The organism is Cryomorpha ignava (assembly GCF_010686655.1).
Lineage (GTDB): Bacteria > Bacteroidota > Bacteroidia > Flavobacteriales_D > Cryomorphaceae > Cryomorpha > Cryomorpha ignava.
Genome location: NZ_JAAGVY010000042.1, coordinates 20744 through 39208, shown reverse-complemented (window position 1 = coordinate 39208; position 18465 = coordinate 20744). Strand labels below are relative to the sequence as shown.

At 42.5% G+C, this 18465-nt stretch carries 17 protein-coding genes; all 17 read right to left on the bottom strand.

Going from position 1 to position 18465, the window contains the following annotated elements; translation table 11 throughout:
- Positions 1 to 922 precede the first annotated feature (922 nt).
- The 17 genes from tsaB to G3O08_RS16740 all read right to left on the bottom strand — a co-directional run bounded on the left by tsaB (position 923) and on the right by G3O08_RS16740 (position 18446).
- Positions 923 to 1603 carry a tRNA (adenosine(37)-N6)-threonylcarbamoyltransferase complex dimerization subunit type 1 TsaB gene (gene tsaB, locus G3O08_RS16820; RefSeq protein WP_163286624.1) on the bottom strand — a complete coding sequence of 227 codons (681 nt, stop codon included), beginning with the start codon at positions 1601 to 1603 and terminating at the stop codon, positions 923 to 925.
- A complete protein-coding gene (locus G3O08_RS16815) occupies positions 1604 to 2926 on the bottom strand; it encodes an efflux RND transporter periplasmic adaptor subunit (RefSeq protein ID WP_163286623.1) in 1323 nt (440 codons plus the stop codon). It abuts the gene before it with no gap.
- Positions 2927 to 2937: 11 nt separating this feature from the next.
- Positions 2938 to 4380, bottom strand: coding sequence for a TolC family protein (locus G3O08_RS16810; protein WP_163286622.1), 1443 nt, complete (start codon positions 4378 to 4380; stop codon positions 2938 to 2940).
- 546 nt (positions 4381 to 4926) lie between these two features.
- Positions 4927 to 6174: an OmpA family protein gene (locus G3O08_RS16805; protein WP_163286621.1), complete on the bottom strand. Its 1248-nt coding sequence runs from the start codon at positions 6172 to 6174 to the stop codon at positions 4927 to 4929.
- A gap of 157 nt (positions 6175 to 6331) precedes the next feature.
- Entirely contained in the window at positions 6332 to 6619 is a 288-nt protein-coding gene (locus tag G3O08_RS16800; protein ID WP_163286620.1) for a Txe/YoeB family addiction module toxin, read from the bottom strand.
- A gap of 169 nt (positions 6620 to 6788) precedes the next feature.
- Positions 6789 to 6998, bottom strand: coding sequence for a prevent-host-death protein (locus tag G3O08_RS16795; RefSeq protein WP_163286619.1), 210 nt, complete (start codon positions 6996 to 6998; stop codon positions 6789 to 6791).
- A 183-nt stretch (positions 6999 to 7181) separates the two neighbouring features.
- Positions 7182 to 9857 (bottom strand): methionine synthase, encoded by a 2676-nt coding sequence (metH, locus tag G3O08_RS16790; protein WP_163286618.1) that lies wholly within the window; start codon positions 9855 to 9857, stop codon positions 7182 to 7184.
- A gap of 15 nt (positions 9858 to 9872) precedes the next feature.
- A complete protein-coding gene (locus G3O08_RS16785; protein ID WP_239541300.1) occupies positions 9873 to 10913 on the bottom strand; it encodes a homocysteine S-methyltransferase family protein in 1041 nt (346 codons plus the stop codon).
- Between the two features lie 29 nt (positions 10914 to 10942).
- Complete coding sequence (locus G3O08_RS16780) at positions 10943 to 11203, bottom strand: hypothetical protein (protein WP_163286617.1); 261 nt, start codon at positions 11201 to 11203, stop codon at positions 10943 to 10945.
- Between the two features lie 327 nt (positions 11204 to 11530).
- The gene (locus G3O08_RS16775) at positions 11531 to 12061 is read right to left on the bottom strand and encodes a DUF420 domain-containing protein (RefSeq protein WP_163286616.1); all 531 of its coding nucleotides are present in this window, start codon (positions 12059 to 12061) and stop codon (positions 11531 to 11533) included.
- Positions 12058 to 12741: an SCO family protein gene (locus G3O08_RS16770; RefSeq protein WP_163286615.1), complete on the bottom strand. Its 684-nt coding sequence runs from the start codon at positions 12739 to 12741 to the stop codon at positions 12058 to 12060. Before G3O08_RS16770 ends, G3O08_RS16775 begins: the two co-directional genes overlap by 4 nt.
- Positions 12741 to 13118, bottom strand: coding sequence for a cytochrome C oxidase subunit IV family protein (locus G3O08_RS16765; RefSeq protein ID WP_163286614.1), 378 nt, complete (start codon positions 13116 to 13118; stop codon positions 12741 to 12743). The genes G3O08_RS16770 and G3O08_RS16765 overlap by 1 nt, the downstream gene beginning before the upstream one ends.
- A gap of 14 nt (positions 13119 to 13132) precedes the next feature.
- A complete protein-coding gene (locus G3O08_RS16760; RefSeq protein ID WP_163286613.1) occupies positions 13133 to 13981 on the bottom strand; it encodes a cytochrome c oxidase subunit 3 in 849 nt (282 codons plus the stop codon).
- A 23-nt stretch (positions 13982 to 14004) separates the two neighbouring features.
- The gene (locus G3O08_RS16755) at positions 14005 to 14736 is read right to left on the bottom strand and encodes a cytochrome c oxidase subunit 3 (protein WP_163286612.1); all 732 of its coding nucleotides are present in this window, start codon (positions 14734 to 14736) and stop codon (positions 14005 to 14007) included.
- A gap of 2 nt (positions 14737 to 14738) precedes the next feature.
- Entirely contained in the window at positions 14739 to 15632 is an 894-nt protein-coding gene (gene cyoE / locus G3O08_RS16750; protein WP_163286611.1) for a heme o synthase, read from the bottom strand.
- 155 nt (positions 15633 to 15787) lie between these two features.
- Positions 15788 to 17359, bottom strand: a complete 1572-nt coding sequence (locus G3O08_RS16745; protein WP_163286610.1) for a hypothetical protein — start codon at positions 17357 to 17359, stop codon at positions 15788 to 15790.
- Entirely contained in the window at positions 17340 to 18446 is a 1107-nt protein-coding gene (locus G3O08_RS16740; RefSeq protein ID WP_163286609.1) for a glycosyltransferase family 4 protein, read from the bottom strand. The genes G3O08_RS16745 and G3O08_RS16740 overlap by 20 nt, the downstream gene beginning before the upstream one ends.
- Positions 18447 to 18465: the final 19 nt, after the last annotated feature.

The following is an 18465-nucleotide window of genomic DNA, read 5'->3' as shown; positions in this document are numbered from 1 at the left end:
TTGTTTTTGTTAAGTGTTTATTTTTCAACGATCTAAATATACAAAAACACTGTATTTTACCTTTCTATTTTTAGAACTATTTTTCGTTAGTTATTGACAGTCAAGTTGTTAATAATCGAACTCAGGTTAACAATCAACTCCCGCGCGCGCCCTTGCCCTAAAGGGTACTGCCGCACAGATCTATCAAGGGAGTGATTTTATACAATAAATGCAATGCAAATACATCTTTGGCTTTACTGAATTGACGTGCTTCGCGGAACGATAAGATGCGCGGTGGGCTCGCCTTTCTGCATCCGACGAGGCCTTTCTCCGAGAGGAATGCACATGGGGCGCGAGTGCATTGACAATCAAGAATTTGAATTATTTTGGGGGTACATGCTTTGATGAAAATTCTAACAATCTAACTTTACGAATATATAGAATAAGACGAAAAAAGTAAGGTTGAAAAACGATGTGTATAGAGCTTAGATCCCTAAGGGCACCACCACACACCTCTTTTAAGGGAGTTATTTCATCCAATAAATGCAACGCAACTAAATCTTTGACTTTAATAAATTATCGTGTTCGCGGAACGATAAGATGTGCGATGGGCTCGCCCCTTTAGGGGTTGGGGGCGGGCGTGGGCATTGGTAAACAATATGTTACATTATTTTAGGGATAGATGCTTTCGGAAAAATTCTTACAATCTAACTTTACGAATGTATTAAATGAGGTTGAAAAAGTAACGATCAAAATAGATGCGTTGCATTGAGCGGCGTCGAAATGTGTTAAGAGATTAGTTGATCGACAGAGCAACATAAATGCAGCACACCATGCATTAATCATCACAAATCGAAAATAAGATTCCTTCCACAAACTCATTGCCTATTACTCCCTACGGTCATGAGATCGTTGCACTAAGTTGCCTATTGCAAATTGCCTATCAAGAAGCCTTCGGCTTACCGGCAACAAAATCTTTCAAATAAAAAGGTTCAAAATACGCCGTATCGACAAAATCAGATTCTTTAAATTTTTCATTGGCCAGTTTTGCCATTCCATTCGCGGAAGCGGAAACATCAGGAAAATATTCAAAACCCAATGGCTCCAAAACACCTCTGCATTTCTCTGCTCCATTGCCGAAAAAAAGAACTTTGGTAAAAGCCTTGGCCTCGGGAAACGATTCGGAACTCAAAATTTCTGCGCGGGTTTCAAAAGCCGGTTGCAAATCGCCCGTAAAACCGGCGCAAAAAACTTCCATCCGCCGGGCGTCAATCATTGGAATCAATAGAGAGTCTTGGTTTTTATCGCCGACTCCTGCACTCATTGCCTTAAGGGTATTAACGGCAATAATGGGAATGTCGAGCGCCACTGCAAAACCTTTGGCGGCAGAAACACCAATGCGCAATCCGGTATAAGAACCAGGGCCTTCGCTAACGGCGATTGCACTGAGATCTTTGAATTTCAAATCACTCTCCTCCAAAACCTTTGCGATTAGCACATTCAGCTTCTCGGCATGGGTATATTCGTCTTCATTGTCTTCAGCAAGAGCGAGTACAGCATCACCTTCAGCAACGCAAACAGAACAGACTTTTGTGGAAGTTTCAATGCAGAGAATTCTTGCCATCTAATCCTTCTTGTAGAGATTTTCTTTTGACACAACTTTTACTTCATCGCCAGGCATCAGCTTCTGGGAAACCAGATCAAAGGGGCCGCTCACGATCTTATCGCCAGTGCTTAATCCCGAAGTGATTTCGATATAGCGATCATCCTGAATTCCGGTTTCAACCGCAACCACCTCTACCGTATTTCCCGAAAGAATAAAAACGCAGGTTATTGGTTTCTGATCTTCAGCTTTGGTTTCGCCCAAAATACGCTCTACACTCGATCTCGACTTTGCTTTGCTGGTATCTGTGCGCTGAGTAATGCTCTCAATAGGAACTGATAGCACATTCTCTCTTATCTTTGTTCGTACATCTACCGTGGCGTTCATACCAGGGCGGAAAGGCGACATGGCAGCATCATTTAAATCAGCATATGATTCTTGTAATATTCTAATTTTAACTTCAAAGTTGGTAACCTGATCAGCGCTCATACCCGCATTTTTTGCCGAATTGGCAATTTCGGTAACAATTCCTTTAAATTTTCTGCCCAGATAAGCATCCACCTCAACATTGGCAGTGTCATTAAAACGAACGCGCACAATATCGCTTTCATTTACATCGGCGAGAACTTCCATAACATCCAGGTTGGCAACGCGCATAATTTCTGTTCCCGTCATTTGCATAGCACCTACTACCTGCTCACCTACTTCTACATTGAGCCTTGAAATGGTGCCATCCATAGGGGAATAGATAGTTGTGCGATCATACGAATCGCTGGCCTCTTTTACTCCTGCCATAGCCGACTGAATGGTGTAAGAAGCAGCTTTGGCACTCTCGCGGGCAGCTTTTACTTCGGCTTCTGCTGTTTCAAAACTTGCTTCAATATTTTCAAAATCGGCTTGAGAAATAGCTCCTTTATCGAGCAAAATCTGATTTCGACTGCGAATAGACTCGTTGTTCCTAAACTGTGCCTCGGCTTGCACCAAACGTGCATCTGCTCCGGCCTTATTTGCTTTGGCATTGTTTAAAGCCGCCTGGGTTCTATCTAAGGATGCCTGCGCCAAATCAGGATTTATTTTAACCAATAAATCTCCTTTCTTCACCTTTGCACCTTCTTTAAACGGCAACTCAAGAATTTTTCCGGATACCTCTGACGAGATTATGACTTCGGTTTCGGGTTGGATTTTTCCATTGGCAATAACCGTTTCTACGATGGTGCGCTCAACCACTTCAGAAGTAGTTACTTTAAAACTATCGCCCGACTTGCTCTTCGACCAGGCAATAACGGCAAGCACAACAACGATGATTACGCTAATCCAGATAAACCTTTTTTTCTTTTTAGTCATCTTGCAGTTTTTTAAAGAGTTATGGGATTGCCAAGGTAAAAATCCAGTATTTTGGTTCGGAATACAAAGTCATATTTCGAATTGGTCATACTGCTTTGTGCATTGGTATATTGGGTTTTAATATCGTTAAACTGTACAGTATTAATTACTCCCTGATCGTAACGCACTTGTCCGTAATTAAACGATTCTTCAAGTGCCATAACTGCTTTTTGAGCCGCCAGATAACTATTCATTGCTGCCTTGGCATCGGCGTAAGCCTGCTCCACATCAAAGCGCAGCTGATTGGAAACCTGAGCATAGGTTATCTCGGCATCGAGTCTATTTATTTTTGCCCGGTTTACATTGCTGCGCGCCGCCAAGCCGTTAAAGATTGGGATAACCAGATTGAGCTGTATATTCTGATTAAAATTATCGGATAGCTGATCTGTAAACGATTTGGTTTTAAAGTCTCCATCGTTATAGATTGTTTGCTCTTGAATTGTAACCACTGGTGCTCCCGTTCCTTGAACCTGTCCAATAGGCACAAAGCCGACATTGGAACCCTCACCCACAATGATTCTATTCGCTCCCGAATACCCAGAACCAACAGATCCGCTCAAACTCAAATTGGGATATAAATTCCCGTTGGCAACTTTCAAGTCGTATTCGGCGGCGGTTTTTCTTTGCTCCACAGCTTGTATCTGCGGCATTTCCTGCTTAGCTCTAATGTAAATGTCCATGGCAGAATTGTTGAGTAATTCTGTGCCTTCATCGCTCAAATCGGGTGTTACAATCTCAAATTCTTCGGCTTCCTGAGGGGTGAGTTGCATGATTTGGGTAAGATTTAGCCGCGCCAGAACAATTGCGTTTTCGGCATTTACCAGATTGAGTTCTTCTTGTGCTGCCTGCGCTTGTGCATCGTATAAAGTGCCCTGCGGCAATTGACCGGCATCGACAAGAATTTGGGTGCGATCTACCTGACTTTGAGTAAGCGTAAGCTGCTCTTGTGCAATTGCCGCATTTTCTTTATTGCGCAAAATTTGCAAATACGCCAGGCAAAGCTGAAGTGAGATATCGTTTTGAATGGTCTTAAGATCGTACTCACTCGCAACCATATCTGCCTCATTTCGCTTTATGGTATTCACTTTTGAAAAGCCGTTGAAAATATCGAGGCTTGACGACATAAATAAATTATTGGTTAAAACGCGCTGGGTCGCAAACTGATTGGTGAAAGGGTCAATACGCTGTCCAAAATTATAACCATAAGTAGCCTGTGCGTTTAGATTTGGAAGAAGCGCATATTTACTTTGAGTAAGACCGATTTCTGCTCTTTCAATATTCAGCTTCGACTGTTGCACCGAGAGATTATTCTGAAGTGCGTAGTCAATGCACTTTTGTAAATCCCACTTTTCCTGCGCTGAAAGACCCAGAGAAAACAGGGAGGAAAAAATCAATAAAACTGAGATTCTAAGCATCGTATTATTTTTTTAAAAAAGTAAATTTATAAAGTTGAAATTAATTCGACTCACACGAAATGATAAACGGCGGGTTGGTTGTTTGGAAGGTTTTTCCGCCGGAGGCGGAAAAAGTCGCGAGTCGCGAGTCACGAGGCGGAGCTCATTAGTTGGTGAGTTGTAGCTGACTTTTTGAGGATTCGCCTTTACAAGGTGTAATTTGCTATTCGACAAGAAGTCGCGAGTCGCGAGTCACGAGGCGGAACTCATTATTTGGTGGGTTGTAGTTGACTTTTTGAGGATTCGCCTTTACAAGGTGTAATTTGCTATTCGACAAGAAGTCGCGAGTCGCGGGTCACGAGGCGCAGCTCATTATTTGGTGGGTTGTAGCTGACTTTTTGAGGATTCGCCTTTACAAGGTGTAACATCTATTGATAAAGCTCTTCACTGAAAGCAATGCCAATCAAGAAAAGGTGCTAAACAAGAAAATCCCACAATCTATCAAATGGCACTCTCGCGACTCGCGACTGGAGACTCGCGACTAGAGACTCGCGACTCGCGACTAACTCACAAAGATTTAATCTCCGCCTCAACTCTCCTATTGGCTTCAGACTGGCGATTGTTGATAGGAGTGGGATAAATCATTTTTGAATTGCCAAAGCCCACAACGTCCATTCGTGACTTGCTGACACCGGCTTCTGCGAGTTTGTCGTAAATAGCTCTGGCGCGCGCCTCACTTAGCTTGCGGTATTTTCGCTTATTGCGCTTGCTTTCACCGTTTACATGCCCCTGAATTTCGATTGTAACACCGGGATTAATCTCCATAAAATCACTCAATTGCGTCAGGGCAGGAAGACTCTTATCGAGAATTTCGGTTTTATCACTGTCGAATTTTATATTCTCCAAATTAATCTTATCGCCCAAGCCCATTGGCTTTAAAGCAATGTTGACAGTGTACAGGGAATCGTTTTTTGGAATAAAATTTTGAGTCGCCAACAAATATCCCTTTTTCACCACGCTAATGTCATAGGTGCGATAGCTCACCACATCGAGCTCCACTTGCGAAAGGGCGGGATACCGAGACTGCACAGAATCAGGAAGACCGCTAATGGTAATGTTTGACGCGATCCGCTCATTGGTTTTTTTATCGGTTACAGTAATTTCCAACTTGCGGTATGGCGTTTCGTAAACCGGCTCTTCGTCCTGCTTTTGGGTATCGGTGTCGGGGTTTAACTTCTTAAATTTTAAATAGATGGTATGGCCTTCATTTTCCTTAAACGGATTATCGACCAGAAGGTAAAACATCTCGCCACGATATACTTTTAATGCTTTGCTGTATGGACTTCCCGGGCCTGACGGAACATATTCTTCTACTGCGCTTTCAGACAATCCCGTTTTGCCTTTCGTATCAAGATTCTTTCTCGAAATGTTGGTTCTGACAGGGATTTTATTGCCATCCATAATATCTTGACAGAAGTTAGGGCCATCGTATTGAAAAAGCAAGAAGTCAAAATCGTCTTCTTTTACAATTGGCATCAGATCAAAAGTGAAAATGGCATCATATGGAGCAATAAACCTGTACCAAACTGTATTGTGTTCTCTCTCTATAAAGTATGGATCGCCAAGCTCATAGTTCTTTATCTCCAGTTTTTTACCAAAGCCTTTCGGCGAATAAACGGGGCCTACAACTGTATCGTTTATCATCAAAGCGCCGATACAGTCAGATCCATTTTCGCCAAGCTGCACGGGCTTAGGCTGAGCAAAAGCCACCGCCGCCCAAAACATAAAAACAAAAACACTTAAAACTCTACGCATTTATCGCACCCTGAAATAAAGCCGCTAAAATAACCAATCTCGGTTAGAAATCCAGTCTTGTTAATAAATTGGGAATCTACGATTTGGTGATGAAAAAGCTTCTCACCTATAAAACCTAAACAAGAAAGCTATTATCGCGAAGGATGAAATATTGAAGCTATTTATCCCTATAGTGGGAAGAGGCACTCAAAATATAAACAGTAACAATATCTTCTTTAATAGAATAAACTACACGGTGTTTTTTACCTATTTTCCGTGAATCCAAACCGCTAAGATTATGTTTTAACTCTTCGGGTTGACCAATTCCCGTGGTAGGATGAAGCATTAATTCATTAAAGATTTTCTCAAGCTTTTTTAAACCACCAGCATCTCCTGATTTCCTAAGTCGTTCTATATCTTTTAGGGCCGTTTTAGAAAATTCTAATAAATGAGTCCACTCCGACAACCCAGAATTCAATGATTACGCCCTTCGGTTGTGAGACCGTTACACTAAGTTTTACCTTTTTCGCCCCTAACCCCTAAAGGGGAACTTGTTGAAAATCAGTGAATTCCTAAACACTCCAAATAGTGAATTCTAAGACAACTTACTTATCAGAGTGGACTCAATAAATAGGTCATAAACCCAGCAATTCACTTATTTCACTCGACGTAGTTATCTTCAGGGTTTCGCCTTGCTCAACTTCCAAAATACTTTCTTTTAACACGTTCAGCATATCTTCATTAAAATAAGAATCGTCAACCGGAAGTGCAGTAAGAACATAAGATCTATACTTTCCTCTGCGCACTACTACCCGCTCGCCTCTATCCACTTTATCAAAATACAATTTCTGATTTTACGAAAATTCTTTGCTACTGGTGACTAACATGGCTCTACTTTTTTAATATTATTCTCATAAAGACAATAAAATTCAGAATCAGAACATGTATCATCAAATCCTAAGGAACGAAAAAGACAACTCAATCCCTTTGCGTAAAGATTTACGTCTTTACGGTTAACTTTTTCCTCACTAATAATTTAAATTTGGCGACAACCACTTCTGCATTTCTTCAAACGACATTGATTTTCGCTTAGCCATATCCTCCACCTGATCTTTTGAAATACGGCCTACACCGAAATATTTCGACTCGGGATGTGCAAAATAAAGACCTGAAACGGCAGAGGCCGGGTACATCGCAAAATTTTCGGTAAGCGTAATTCCGGTGAGTTCTTCTGCATGAAGCAATTCAAACAATCCGGGTTTTTCGGTATGATCTGGACAAGCAGGATAACCAGCCGCGGGTCGAATTCCGCGGTATTTTTCTTTTATCAATTCTTCTTTACTGAGGTTTTCTTTACTTCCATATCCCCAAAAATCTTTACGCACCTTTTCGTGCATCAACTCGGCAAAGGCTTCCGCCAATCTATCGGCAAGCGCCTTTAGCATGATGCTATTGTAATCATCATGATCGGCTCTGTAGCGCTCTAAATGCGGCTCGATACCAAAACCGGAGCTCACTGCAAAACCGCCGATATAATCTTTTTTTCCCGATTCTTTTGGTGCAATAAAATCAGCCAGCGAAAGATTGGGCTGACCCTGCGCTTTTTTAATCTGCTGGCGCATACATTCAAACCGGTGAATTACTTCACCGCTACCATCGGAATTATATACTTCTATGGTATCGCCATTTACCGTATTTGCCGGCCAAATGCCTATTACGCCATTTGCGCGAAGCCATTTATTGGTAATAATCTCTTTCAGCATCTCTGTGGCATCGCTGTAAACGCGGCGCGCTTCTGTTCCCACCACTTCATCTTCGAGTATCTGTGGAAATTTCCCGTGCAACTCCCAGGTTTGAAAAAAAGGAGTCCAGTCGATATACGATGCTATTTCTCGAAGCGAATACTTTTTAAAATGCTGAAGACCGAGCATTTTTGGTTTCTGCTTGTCCGAAAATTCATCCCAGTCGATTTCCATTTTATTGGCCACAGAATCTTCATAAGTCAAAAATTCTTTTCGCGCAGATTTATTGGCGTGGTGATCGCGCACTTTGGCGTAATCTGCTTTTATCTCATTGATATACGCCTCCTTATCTTTGCTCAAAAGTCGCTCAACTACAGTTACAGAACGCGAAGCATCGAGTACATGCACAGCCTGGCTGCGCTTGTAGTGCTCTTCTATTTTCACGGCAGTGTGAACCCGCGAAGTCGTGGCACCACCTATCAATAGGGGAATTTTCAAGCCTACGCGCTCCATTTCCTGAGCCACGTTTACCATCTCATCAAGGCTAGGCGTAATCAATCCACTCAAGCCAATAATATCGGCATTTTCTTCAATTGCTCGGGCTATGATTTTATCAGCCGGTACCATTACACCCAGGTCTATAACCTCATAATTGTTACAGGCGAGAACTACTCCCACAATGTTTTTTCCAATATCGTGTACATCGCCTTTTACAGTGGCAAGCACGATTTTTCCGGCAGCAGACTTATCGTCATTCTCGCGTTTGTCATCTTCGATAAAAGGCAGCAAATAAGCCACCGATTTTTTCATAACCCGAGCACTTTTCACTACTTGCGGCAAAAACATTTTCCCCGACCCGAATAAATCACCTACAATATTCATCCCATCCATCAGCGGCCCTTCAATAACGTGTAGCGGGCGATCATGGCTCTTGCGCGACTCTTCGGTATCTTCTATTATGTAAGAGTCAATACCCTTAACCAGTGCGTGCGCCAGGCGTTCGTTTACAGGCAGACTTCGCCATTCTTCGGCTTTCTTATCTATTTCTTTTGTGCTTTGGCCTATGGCTTCCGCAAATTCCAAAAGGCGCTCTGTGGCATCTTCACGTCGATTAAGCAAAACATCTTCTACCCTATCGAGTAGGTCTTTGTCAATATCGCTGTAAACGCCCAGCAGAGCCGGGTTTACAATCCCCATATCCATACCTGCTTTTACCGCATGGTATAAAAAGGCGCTGTGCATAGCTTCGCGCACGGTATCATTTCCCCGAAAGGAAAACGAAACATTGCTTACTCCACCGCTTACTTTTGCCCCTGGCAGGTTTTCTTTAATCCACTTTGTACTTTCAAAAAAGTCAATGGCATTGTTTTGATGCTCTTCCAGACCCGTTGCCACCGGGAAAATATTGGGATCAAAAATGATATCATCGGCTGGAAATCCGACTTTTTGTGTAAGCAGATCATAAGAACGCTGGCAAATTTCAATCCTTCGATCCAGCGTATCGGCCTGACCGAGCTCATCAAATGCCATAACGACTACCGCTGCGCCGTATTTTCTAATTTGGCGCGCCTGATACAAAAACTCGGCCTCGCCACCTTTCAGGCTTATGCTATTTACAATACTCTTGCCCTGCACGCAGCGCAAACCGGCCTCAATAATGCTCCACTTTGAAGAGTCGATCATAAAGGGCACTTTGGCAATATCGGGCTCGGCGGCTATCAGGTTTAAAAAACGCACCATGGCTTTTTCGCCATCGAGCATTCCCTCGTCCATATTTACATCTATAATCTGCGCTCCACCTTCTACCTGCTCAAGGGCAATGCTTACCGCCTCATCGTATTTATCTTCCCGAATAAGTCTCAAAAACTTCCGGCTACCTGTTACATTGGTACGCTCACCGATATTGATAAAGTTTGAATTGGGACGAATTACGAGCCCTTCGAGCCCACTTAATTTCATCATTATAATTGCTGATTTTTAAGCATGATTTAGAACCTGCTGTGCCTCATATTGCCGTGGTGCGTATTTTGCAGCTACTTTGGCTATAGCCGAAATATGTTCGGGAGTAGTGCCGCAGCAACCGCCCAGAATATTCAGGAAATTGTTTTTAAGAAAATCCTCAACTTCTTCCGCCATTTCATCGGCTGTTTGATCGTATTGACCAAAGGCATTTGGCAGTCCTGCATTGGGGTGTGCGCTTACCGCGAATGGTGCTTTACCAGAGAGGATTTTTAAATATGGACGCAATTGTTTCGCACCCAAAGCACAATTTAAACCGATAGAAAGCATCGGGAAATGTTCAAGCGAATAGAGAAATGCCTCGGTGGTTTGCCCGGTAAGCGTTCTTCCGCTGGCATCGGTAATCGTTCCCGAAACCATTACCGGCACTTCTTCGCCTCGCTTTTCAAAAACATCGTCTATCGCAAATAGTGCTGCCTTTGCGTTAAGCGTATCAAACACCGTTTCTACAAGAAGCATATCCACACCACCATCAAGCAAGGCATCAACCTGCTGAAAATAGGCAGCTCTAAGTTCTTCGAAAGTAATGGCTCTAAAACCGGGATCGTTTACATCAGGCGATATACTCGCCGTACGGTTGGTTGGCCCAATAGAACCGGCAACAAAGCGGGGTTTATCGGGATTCTTATGGGTAAATTCGTCAGCCACCTCACGCGCAATTTTTGCACTTTGAAAATTGAGATCGTACACCGCATCTTCCAGATGGTAATCTGCCTGGGCAATGACGGTAGAGCTAAAAGTATTTGTTTCGGCAATATCTGCGCCAGCTGCATAATAAGCGGCATGTATATCTTTTATAATATCAGGTCGCGTAATGCTCAGCAAATCATTATTGCCCTTTAGGGAATGGTCGTGATTTTTAAACCGCTCACCTCTAAAATCTTCTTCCGAAAGGATATGCCGCTGAATCATAGTACCCATGGCTCCATCCAGAATCAAAATACGTTCTTTGAGAAGCGATTTTATTGTTTTACCTGAGTCTTTAAATACTCTCATCATGCAAATAAGAAATTAGCCAAACGGCGCGATTAATGGATATTGCTGAATGCTTTTAAAAAGCTCTTTACCTGCTTCCGAAAGAAAACGACTACAACTAGTGCAAGTAGGATATACGGAATACTCATGATGAATAAAATGCCGGTATTCAAGCCCATTGCCAAACCATAACCCGATTCGTTTATAGACTCTTCGGCTACAGCTTTGCACATGGCACACTGCGAATAAGCAGTGGTTACAGAAATCATTAAGGCCGTGATTGAAAGGGCCAATAATGCGAAATATTTTCCCATTGTTTTAAGCATGGTACAAAGATACAAAATGGAAAATCAAATAGGTGTTATATTGATGAATTGGATTTTGAATAAAGGAAATATTTGATTGAAAACTGTTTTGAATCTGTAATCGGAATTCAAAGTGAGTATAAACATCAGTTGTTAGTTCGCTATGCATGCGCCCTGCGGAAATCCCCTTCGATCTTACAGGGTTATCGTGAATTTACAATTCCTTTATCAGTAAACTGTGGGACTATTACTTCAATTGCATTCATATCGGGCCGCAGGGCGAATGACAAGCGGAGCGAAATGGAGCGGTCTCAAAACAAATTTTGCAAACTAAACCTACCCCACGTAATATGGAGAAATAAGAATATACACCAACACCCCGCTCACGGCCACATAGAGCCAAAGCGGGAAGGTAATTCGCGCAATTTTTTTATGCTTTGCAATCTGGCCGGTAAACCCTCGTACATACGTGATAAGCACAAAAGGCACCACGATTATCGAAAGAATAATGTGGCTGATAAGAATGGCGAAATAAATATAACGCATTGCGCCTTCGCCACCATAGGGAGTGCTGTCGCTGGTACTGTGATAAATAATGTATAGAACCAAAAAGAGTACAGATGAAATCACTGCTGCAGTCATCAACCCACGGTGAAGCAGAATACGTTTGTTCTTGATGGCGATAACAGCAGCAATGAGAATAAGAGCTGTTAACCCATTTAAAGTGGCGTAAATGGGTGGTAAAAAGCCGGTATCGTAGCCTTCAATTTTAATAGTAAAGAGCCAGGCGACTACCGCGGGAATAATCAGCGAAACCGCAATTATCCACGGTTTTGTTTTGCCCTCTACGTCTCTTTGAGCTTTCATTGCACTTTTTCTTCTTCGGTCATTGTCTCTTCCTTCATCAGCATTTTAATATCCGAGACAAGATCATCAACCTCGGTAGTGCTTGTGCCGTCGTAAAAACCGCGAATATGCCGGTCTTTATCGATAAGTACAAAATTGGAAGAATGGAGAAAGCCCCCCGGAGCCCCGCTGTCTTCCTGGGTGCTTAGCAAATATCCCTCAAAGCCCTGATCAAAAATATCCTGCTGATCTCCGGTCACAAATGTCCATCGGCTCAAATCGGCATCATTCGCTTTAGCGTATTCCATCAATACCTCGGGCGTATCATGGGTGGGATTTACGGAATGCGAAAGAAACTTCACATTATTAAACGAAGGATCTTCAAGCATCCATTGCAGCCTCGTCATTTGCTTGGTCATGATGGGGCAAATCGTAGGGCAGGTCGTAAATATAAAATCGGCTACAACAATTTTATCCTTAAAATCAGCAAACGAAACGGCTTCGCCATTTTGATTTGTAAATTCAAAGTCGGGTACGGTATGGTATATTGTGTCGCCATCGGTAGCTACTTCTTTAAACCCGTAGTATGGAAGCGTCTTGAACTTATGCGTTCCTTTTGAAAGCAAAATCAAAAACAATCCCGGCCCGAGAAGAAGTAAGAGAAGAATGGTGTACTTAAAGCCTTTTGGTAAGGTTTTCATTACTCACCATATGTTTGCCAAACTTCATTGATAAAGTTTGACTCGGTAATACCGACAAAAATCAGATAAAGTACGAATATTGCGTAAGGAGCCAAAATCATATATTTCAGTGATTTACGCTCATCGCCCAGGTGCATGAAAACCACAACGATATAAGCCGCTTTTACAAGTGTCATCACAATAAACGACCATTTTACAAAGGGCCATATAGCGGTGCCGTGTTTAAAAAAAACTCCCATTAACACCTCGGCCGTCGTTATTACAGAAAGTAAAATGGTAACAAAATATATTTTCTTTCTTATTACCCTGCCGTGTTCTGCATCGTGCGTAGCATTAAGGGAATAAGAATCGTTTGCTATTAAGTCGTCGCGCTCCATAATTCAAAATAAGTTTATACGAGGTAAAAGAAAGTGAAAACAAAAACCCATACAAGGTCAATAAAGTGCCAGTAAAGTCCTGATTTTTCGACCATTTCATAATGTCCGCGCCTTCTATAAGTTCCTTTCATCAGGCTAATAAATACAATAACATTTAGCAATACTCCTGTAAATACATGGAAACCATGGAAACCGGTAATAAAGAAAAAGAAGTTAGCGTATTGCGGCGGCCCGTATTCATTTTGGGTCATATTTGCACCGGATACATGATTTACGCGGCTATTGTAGATCTCAATTGCCTTTTGACCAGTATATTCTATTTCATTGTCTTCGCCGCGATTAGCTACCAAGCCAAACCCTTCTACATCAATGGCAGTTTTACCATGGGGAATTTCTTCAGTAAGCCAGTATTTTCCCTCATCTACTGTGGTAATGTATCCGGCTGAACCATGGATAAAGTGGCTCCACTCCCAGGCTTGTGACCCAAGGAAGAAAAGACCTCCAACGATAGTAAGTGCAAGCCATTTTTTTACTGATCTTTCATCAAGTCGGTGCCCGGCCTCAACTGCGAGTACCATTGTTACCGAACTTAGAATAAGCAAAAATGTCATTAAAGCCACATAAAGCAGCGGATAGTGTCCTGATAGAAAGGGCATGGAATAAAACACCTGCTCACCTACAGGCCAGGCACCTGTAAATGCGTGACGGGCGAAGCCATACGCCACCAGCAATCCTGAAAAGGTAAGGGCATCTGAGACGAGGAAAAACCACATCATCATTTTTCCGTAACTCACGCTAAAAGGCGATCTACCGCCATCCCAAAGTACGTTCTTGTCTATTGCTTCAGAAGCTTCTCCAGCCATTTTTCTCTAAATTTTATGCAAGTTTAATGAAATAATAGTAAAAAGAGGAATAAAAATATCCAAAGTCCATCTACAAAGTTCCAGTAGATAGCGCCCAAACGCAGGCGTTTGGGACTTATCGTTTTTGAAACAGAGAGGAAACTCATTAATAAGATCACAATAAAAAACAATATACCACCCACCAGGTGAAGGAGATGGACAAAGCTAAGAAGGTAGATATAGCTACCGGCCGAATTACCAAAAATGGCTATTTCGTTGCGCAGCGGCTTTTCTCGTAGCTCGTCATTAGGGAAATAAAAATCATTATTTTCATAAATGAGTTCTTTCCCCTGATAGGTAATGGTAAAATCATCTCCGTACGTGCCCGAAAGGTTATCTACACTTCCGGTAAAGTAGCTCCCGGCAGAAAGAAGCTGATTCCATCCCTGATATTGAAAGGCTCCAAAAACAACACCCAGAATTAAGGTAATTATTAAGAAGAGGGATGTGGTTTTTCGATCCCCTTTTTTAGATGCATTCAGCGAAAGCTTAAGGGTAACGCTGCTTAAAATAATAACGCCGGTGGAAATATAAAACGCCCTAGGAACGACGATATTTACCCACAGCTCGCTGTAAGAAGTAATAATGTATGCGCTTAGCAAACCGGCAAAGAGCATAATTATGCTGAAAATTCCGAAATAGAGAACCATTTTGCCGGTGCGTTCGCTATTTGCGGAAGCTTCTGAAAACGGCATATTTACTGCTGCATCACTCATATTTATATTTTATCAAGCAAATAAACTACCTGAACTACAGGTAGATAAAAAAAGGAGGCAAACATAACCACCTTCGCAGCCTTGTCTGTTCTATTGAAATAAAGTTTAAAGGCTGGAATAGCAAAAAGCAAACCCGCAATGGCTGCCGACCATGCCGCTGTAGTGCCAATTAAATCGAATGCCCAAGGCAAAAGCGCTACCGGAATAAGAAATAAAGTGTAGAGCAAAGTCAAAAATGCACTTTGCATATTCTTTCCACCCTTTGAAGGAAGGAGTCTGTAACCCGCTTTTTTATAGTCAGAATCTGCCACCCAGGCAATAGCCCAGAAATGCGGAAACTGCCACATAAATTGTACGGCAAAAAGAAGTCCGGCGTATAAATCAAACACCCCTGTTGCAGCTACATATCCGAGCATTGGCGGGATGGCTCCCGGAAACGCTCCGGCAAACACGGCCCAAGGCGTATGCTTCTTCATGGGTGTGTATATAAGCACATAACTAAAGAGCGCGAGCGCTCCCAAAACGGCTGCAAGAGAATTAAATGCGAAGAATAAAATGATTAAACCGGCTATTGCCAGAACAGTAGCGACGATGAGTGCCTCAACTACAGACATATTTCCTGTAGGAATCGGACGCTTTTCGGTGCGCTTCATCAGGGAATCAACGTCTTTTTCAATGACCTGATTAAACCCGTTTGATGCACCGGTAAGCATATAGCCACCCATAGAAAGCCACAAAACTTCCATCCATGAGAAATAAGCAGCACCAATGGCATACCCTATTACCGATGAGATAACTACAAGAATCGTTAAACGCGCTTTGGTAAATGCAGCATAATCAGCAACCTTCGATTTTACTGAACTAAGAAGCGTCGTCTCTACAGAATTCACTAACATTTAATCAAGAAAATTTTGGGTACAAAGATATAAATTCTATTAGTTCAGTCATAAAAAATAATGACTTTAGGGTCAGCCAAGAGGAATAGCGAGATTATTCGATAATCTCGCTATTTATTCCTCGCGAGGCGCGGAGCGACGGCGCTCAAGAAAACTTAAAACGCCCGATAAGAATTATAAAGCTGCGAAGAAAGTTGAACACCAAAAATATGCTCATTATTCACTTTCATTCCTTGGGTATCTTCACGACGCCAGATATAATTTACTGCAGCACGAAGGTTTAAATTTCGGTTTAAGATATAGCCCACGCTCAACTTTTGATAATAGAGGTTCGTCTTTATTCCCTGTGCAATTTTGTTGTCGTACTGCATAGCGGGATTCACGTAACTCTTAAAAATATCACCACCCATATTCAGGCTGTCTGAATCGCGACCGTACTCGGCATACATTAAAAACGCTTCGCTGTACCAGTTTCCTTTTTCATAATAGCTGGTAAGCATTCCCTCATAAAAATTGGTGCCCAGCTGGTGCGCAAGAGGCTGATTGTAATGTCCGAAATTTTGAAGCACACTGCCATGCGAATAGGTGAATGGCCGCGCAACATTAAATTCGCCCTGAAAATAAAGCCCCGGCACTTTGGCAAAATCAAATGACTTGAACCCCAGCTGAACTCCCCATTTATTAGCCCACCAACCAGTGCGATCGCGAAAGGCGCTGAGCAAAAACTCATCGAATAAAAGCTGGCTGTAAAAGATTAACTTCTTATTTGCTTTGAAAGACAAGTCCATTCCGATCAAGGCATTATCGGGAGAACCAATTGAGTATTCAACCGGGCGGTAAAAAATGATTGGATTTAAATAATTGGGATCAAAACCACGATCTGACAACGTATCTTGACCCTGCCAAACGATGGTTTCGAAAAGACCGATATTAAATCGGGGCGATACTGCCCAGGACAAATAATGGGTGGTTGTATACTTTGGGTCAAAGCTGGTAGGGTTCGCTCGCGCCGGATTGGTGCCTTTTAACGCCGAAAAGATATTGACGTATTTGAAATGCCATACATCTGTAGTGATTTTTAAATACGGATAGTTAAAAGCCACATCGCTCAAGAAAAGCGATCGCTGACCCTGGCCGATAAAGTTAGTGCCGTAGCCCAATTCAAACTGAAAATAATCTGAAGGCGAAAAGCTAAGACGAGCTGTTGGCTTAAAGAATGACGGATTTCCATCGGTAGCCTTATTTTTTCCCCAGGAAGGCAATACACCAGAGCTGTCTGTAAAAGCGCCAACGTATTGAGCCTGTCTTTCACCTCCCGCGAATACATCGCCATAAAAACTCCATTTTTCACCAAACCGCACATTTGCGGCAAGGCCGGGCGCCGTTGTAAAAACCCCATTGGCCTTATTGCTGTAGCCGAGTTGAAAATCGAGAACGGGCGTTACGTCTACTCTCCACTTTCCCCGTAAGGGCACATCCCAAAACCCTTCGCCAACTTCCGGAAAAATGAATGATGAGTCGTTGCGCACCCTGAGCACATCTCTAATATCTTTGATAGCATAAGGCTTTACCGACATGAAATCAATATCCTTATCGGCGGCGAGTGCACGCTCAATCTCCTGGTTTAAAAACTGTTGCGACCAGTAATGCCCGGCTTGCGCCGAAAGTTGATTGCTAAAAACCAAAGCAGCAAAAAGCCAAAAAAGATTATTCAGCCGAAGAAGCAAAGTTGCGGGGTTTTTGAATTCGGAATAAAAAGACCACATGCACTACCGCCACACTCACGACAAACATTCCAAAAAATGCAATTGTGGGATTCTGATTGGTGAAAAGCAAGGACAAAAGTGGAAGAATAATACTTATTGCGTAAAGCACCAAAGCGGTTTGGGCATGAGAAAACCCTTTGTCGATAAGGCTGTGGTGTATGTGATTTCTATCTGCTGCAAACGGCGATAAACCGCGACTAAGGCGCAGCGCAAAAACCCGGAGCGTATCAATAAGTGGGTAGGCCAGCACAGCCATTGTAAAAATCGGTGCCGATATACCTTTTACCAATGTGGGCAGCACCGATGTATCTGTTTCAATGCATTTTAGCGCCATTGCAAATGTAAAAGCACCAATAAACAGAGATCCAGAGTCGCCCATAAAAATACGCGCGGGGCTAAAATTGAAAATCAAAAAAGCTCCAAGCGACCCGGCAAGCACAAAGGCGAGCAGGCTGAGCTCAAACTGATAAGAAGTGTAAAACCAGACGCCAAAGAAGCAGGACGAAATAAAACCAATGCCTGCGGCGAGTCCGTCGCTTCCATCTATAAGATTAAAAGCATTTACAACCACAACGTAAGTAAAAATAGAAAGCATTACACTTCCGTAATAAGGCAATTCTTCTACACCGAATACGCCGTGTAGACTAGTAATTCGAAAATCGGCCATCATAACTAAAATAAAACCAACCATGATATGCCCCACGAGTTTCTTAACCGGTGCCACCCCAATAATGTCATCTTTAACACCGATAAAGAAAATGAGAATGGCTGCCGCAATCAAGAATTTAAATTCCTTTACCGACTCTGAAAACAATTCTGGGCTGCCATAGTAGCCCATATTATCCCACGGAAACCAAAGGGCATAGGCAAAAATGCTTGCTGCAAAAATAATAATCCCACCAATAGTAGGAACGCTCGACACGTGATGCTTCCGGTCTTCGGTAGGCTCATCTACAAGCCGTTTCATCTTAGCAACCTTGATAAGCGATGGCGTAGCGAGCAACACCACAAAAAATGACGTAATAAAACCGAGTATAATTTCTTTCACTTCTTAAGGTTTGGTCAAA

Bases quoted from the DNA above. Each gene is read 5' to 3' on its own strand.
- tsaB (WP_163286624.1), bottom strand. From the start codon at position 1,603: ATGGCAAGAATTCTCTGCATTGAAACTTCCACAAAAGTCTGTTCTGTT.
- G3O08_RS16815 (WP_163286623.1), bottom strand. From the start codon at position 2,926: ATGACTAAAAAGAAAAAAAGGTTTATCTGGATTAGCGTAATCATCGTT.
- G3O08_RS16810 (WP_163286622.1), bottom strand. From the start codon at position 4,380: ATGCTTAGAATCTCAGTTTTATTGATTTTTTCCTCCCTGTTTTCTCTG.
- G3O08_RS16805 (WP_163286621.1), bottom strand. From the start codon at position 6,174: ATGCGTAGAGTTTTAAGTGTTTTTGTTTTTATGTTTTGGGCGGCGGTG.
- metH (WP_163286618.1), bottom strand. From the start codon at position 9,857: ATGATGAAATTAAGTGGGCTCGAAGGGCTCGTAATTCGTCCCAATTCA.
- G3O08_RS16785 (WP_239541300.1), bottom strand. From the start codon at position 10,913: ATGATGAGAGTATTTAAAGACTCAGGTAAAACAATAAAATCGCTTCTC.
- G3O08_RS16780 (WP_163286617.1), bottom strand. From the start codon at position 11,203: ATGGGAAAATATTTCGCATTATTGGCCCTTTCAATCACGGCCTTAATG.
- G3O08_RS16775 (WP_163286616.1), bottom strand. From the start codon at position 12,061: ATGAAAGCTCAAAGAGACGTAGAGGGCAAAACAAAACCGTGGATAATT.
- G3O08_RS16770 (WP_163286615.1), bottom strand. From the start codon at position 12,741: ATGAAAACCTTACCAAAAGGCTTTAAGTACACCATTCTTCTCTTACTT.
- G3O08_RS16765 (WP_163286614.1), bottom strand. From the start codon at position 13,118: ATGGAGCGCGACGACTTAATAGCAAACGATTCTTATTCCCTTAATGCT.
- G3O08_RS16760 (WP_163286613.1), bottom strand. From the start codon at position 13,981: ATGGCTGGAGAAGCTTCTGAAGCAATAGACAAGAACGTACTTTGGGAT.
- G3O08_RS16755 (WP_163286612.1), bottom strand. From the start codon at position 14,736: ATGAGTGATGCAGCAGTAAATATGCCGTTTTCAGAAGCTTCCGCAAAT.
- cyoE (WP_163286611.1), bottom strand. From the start codon at position 15,632: ATGTTAGTGAATTCTGTAGAGACGACGCTTCTTAGTTCAGTAAAATCG.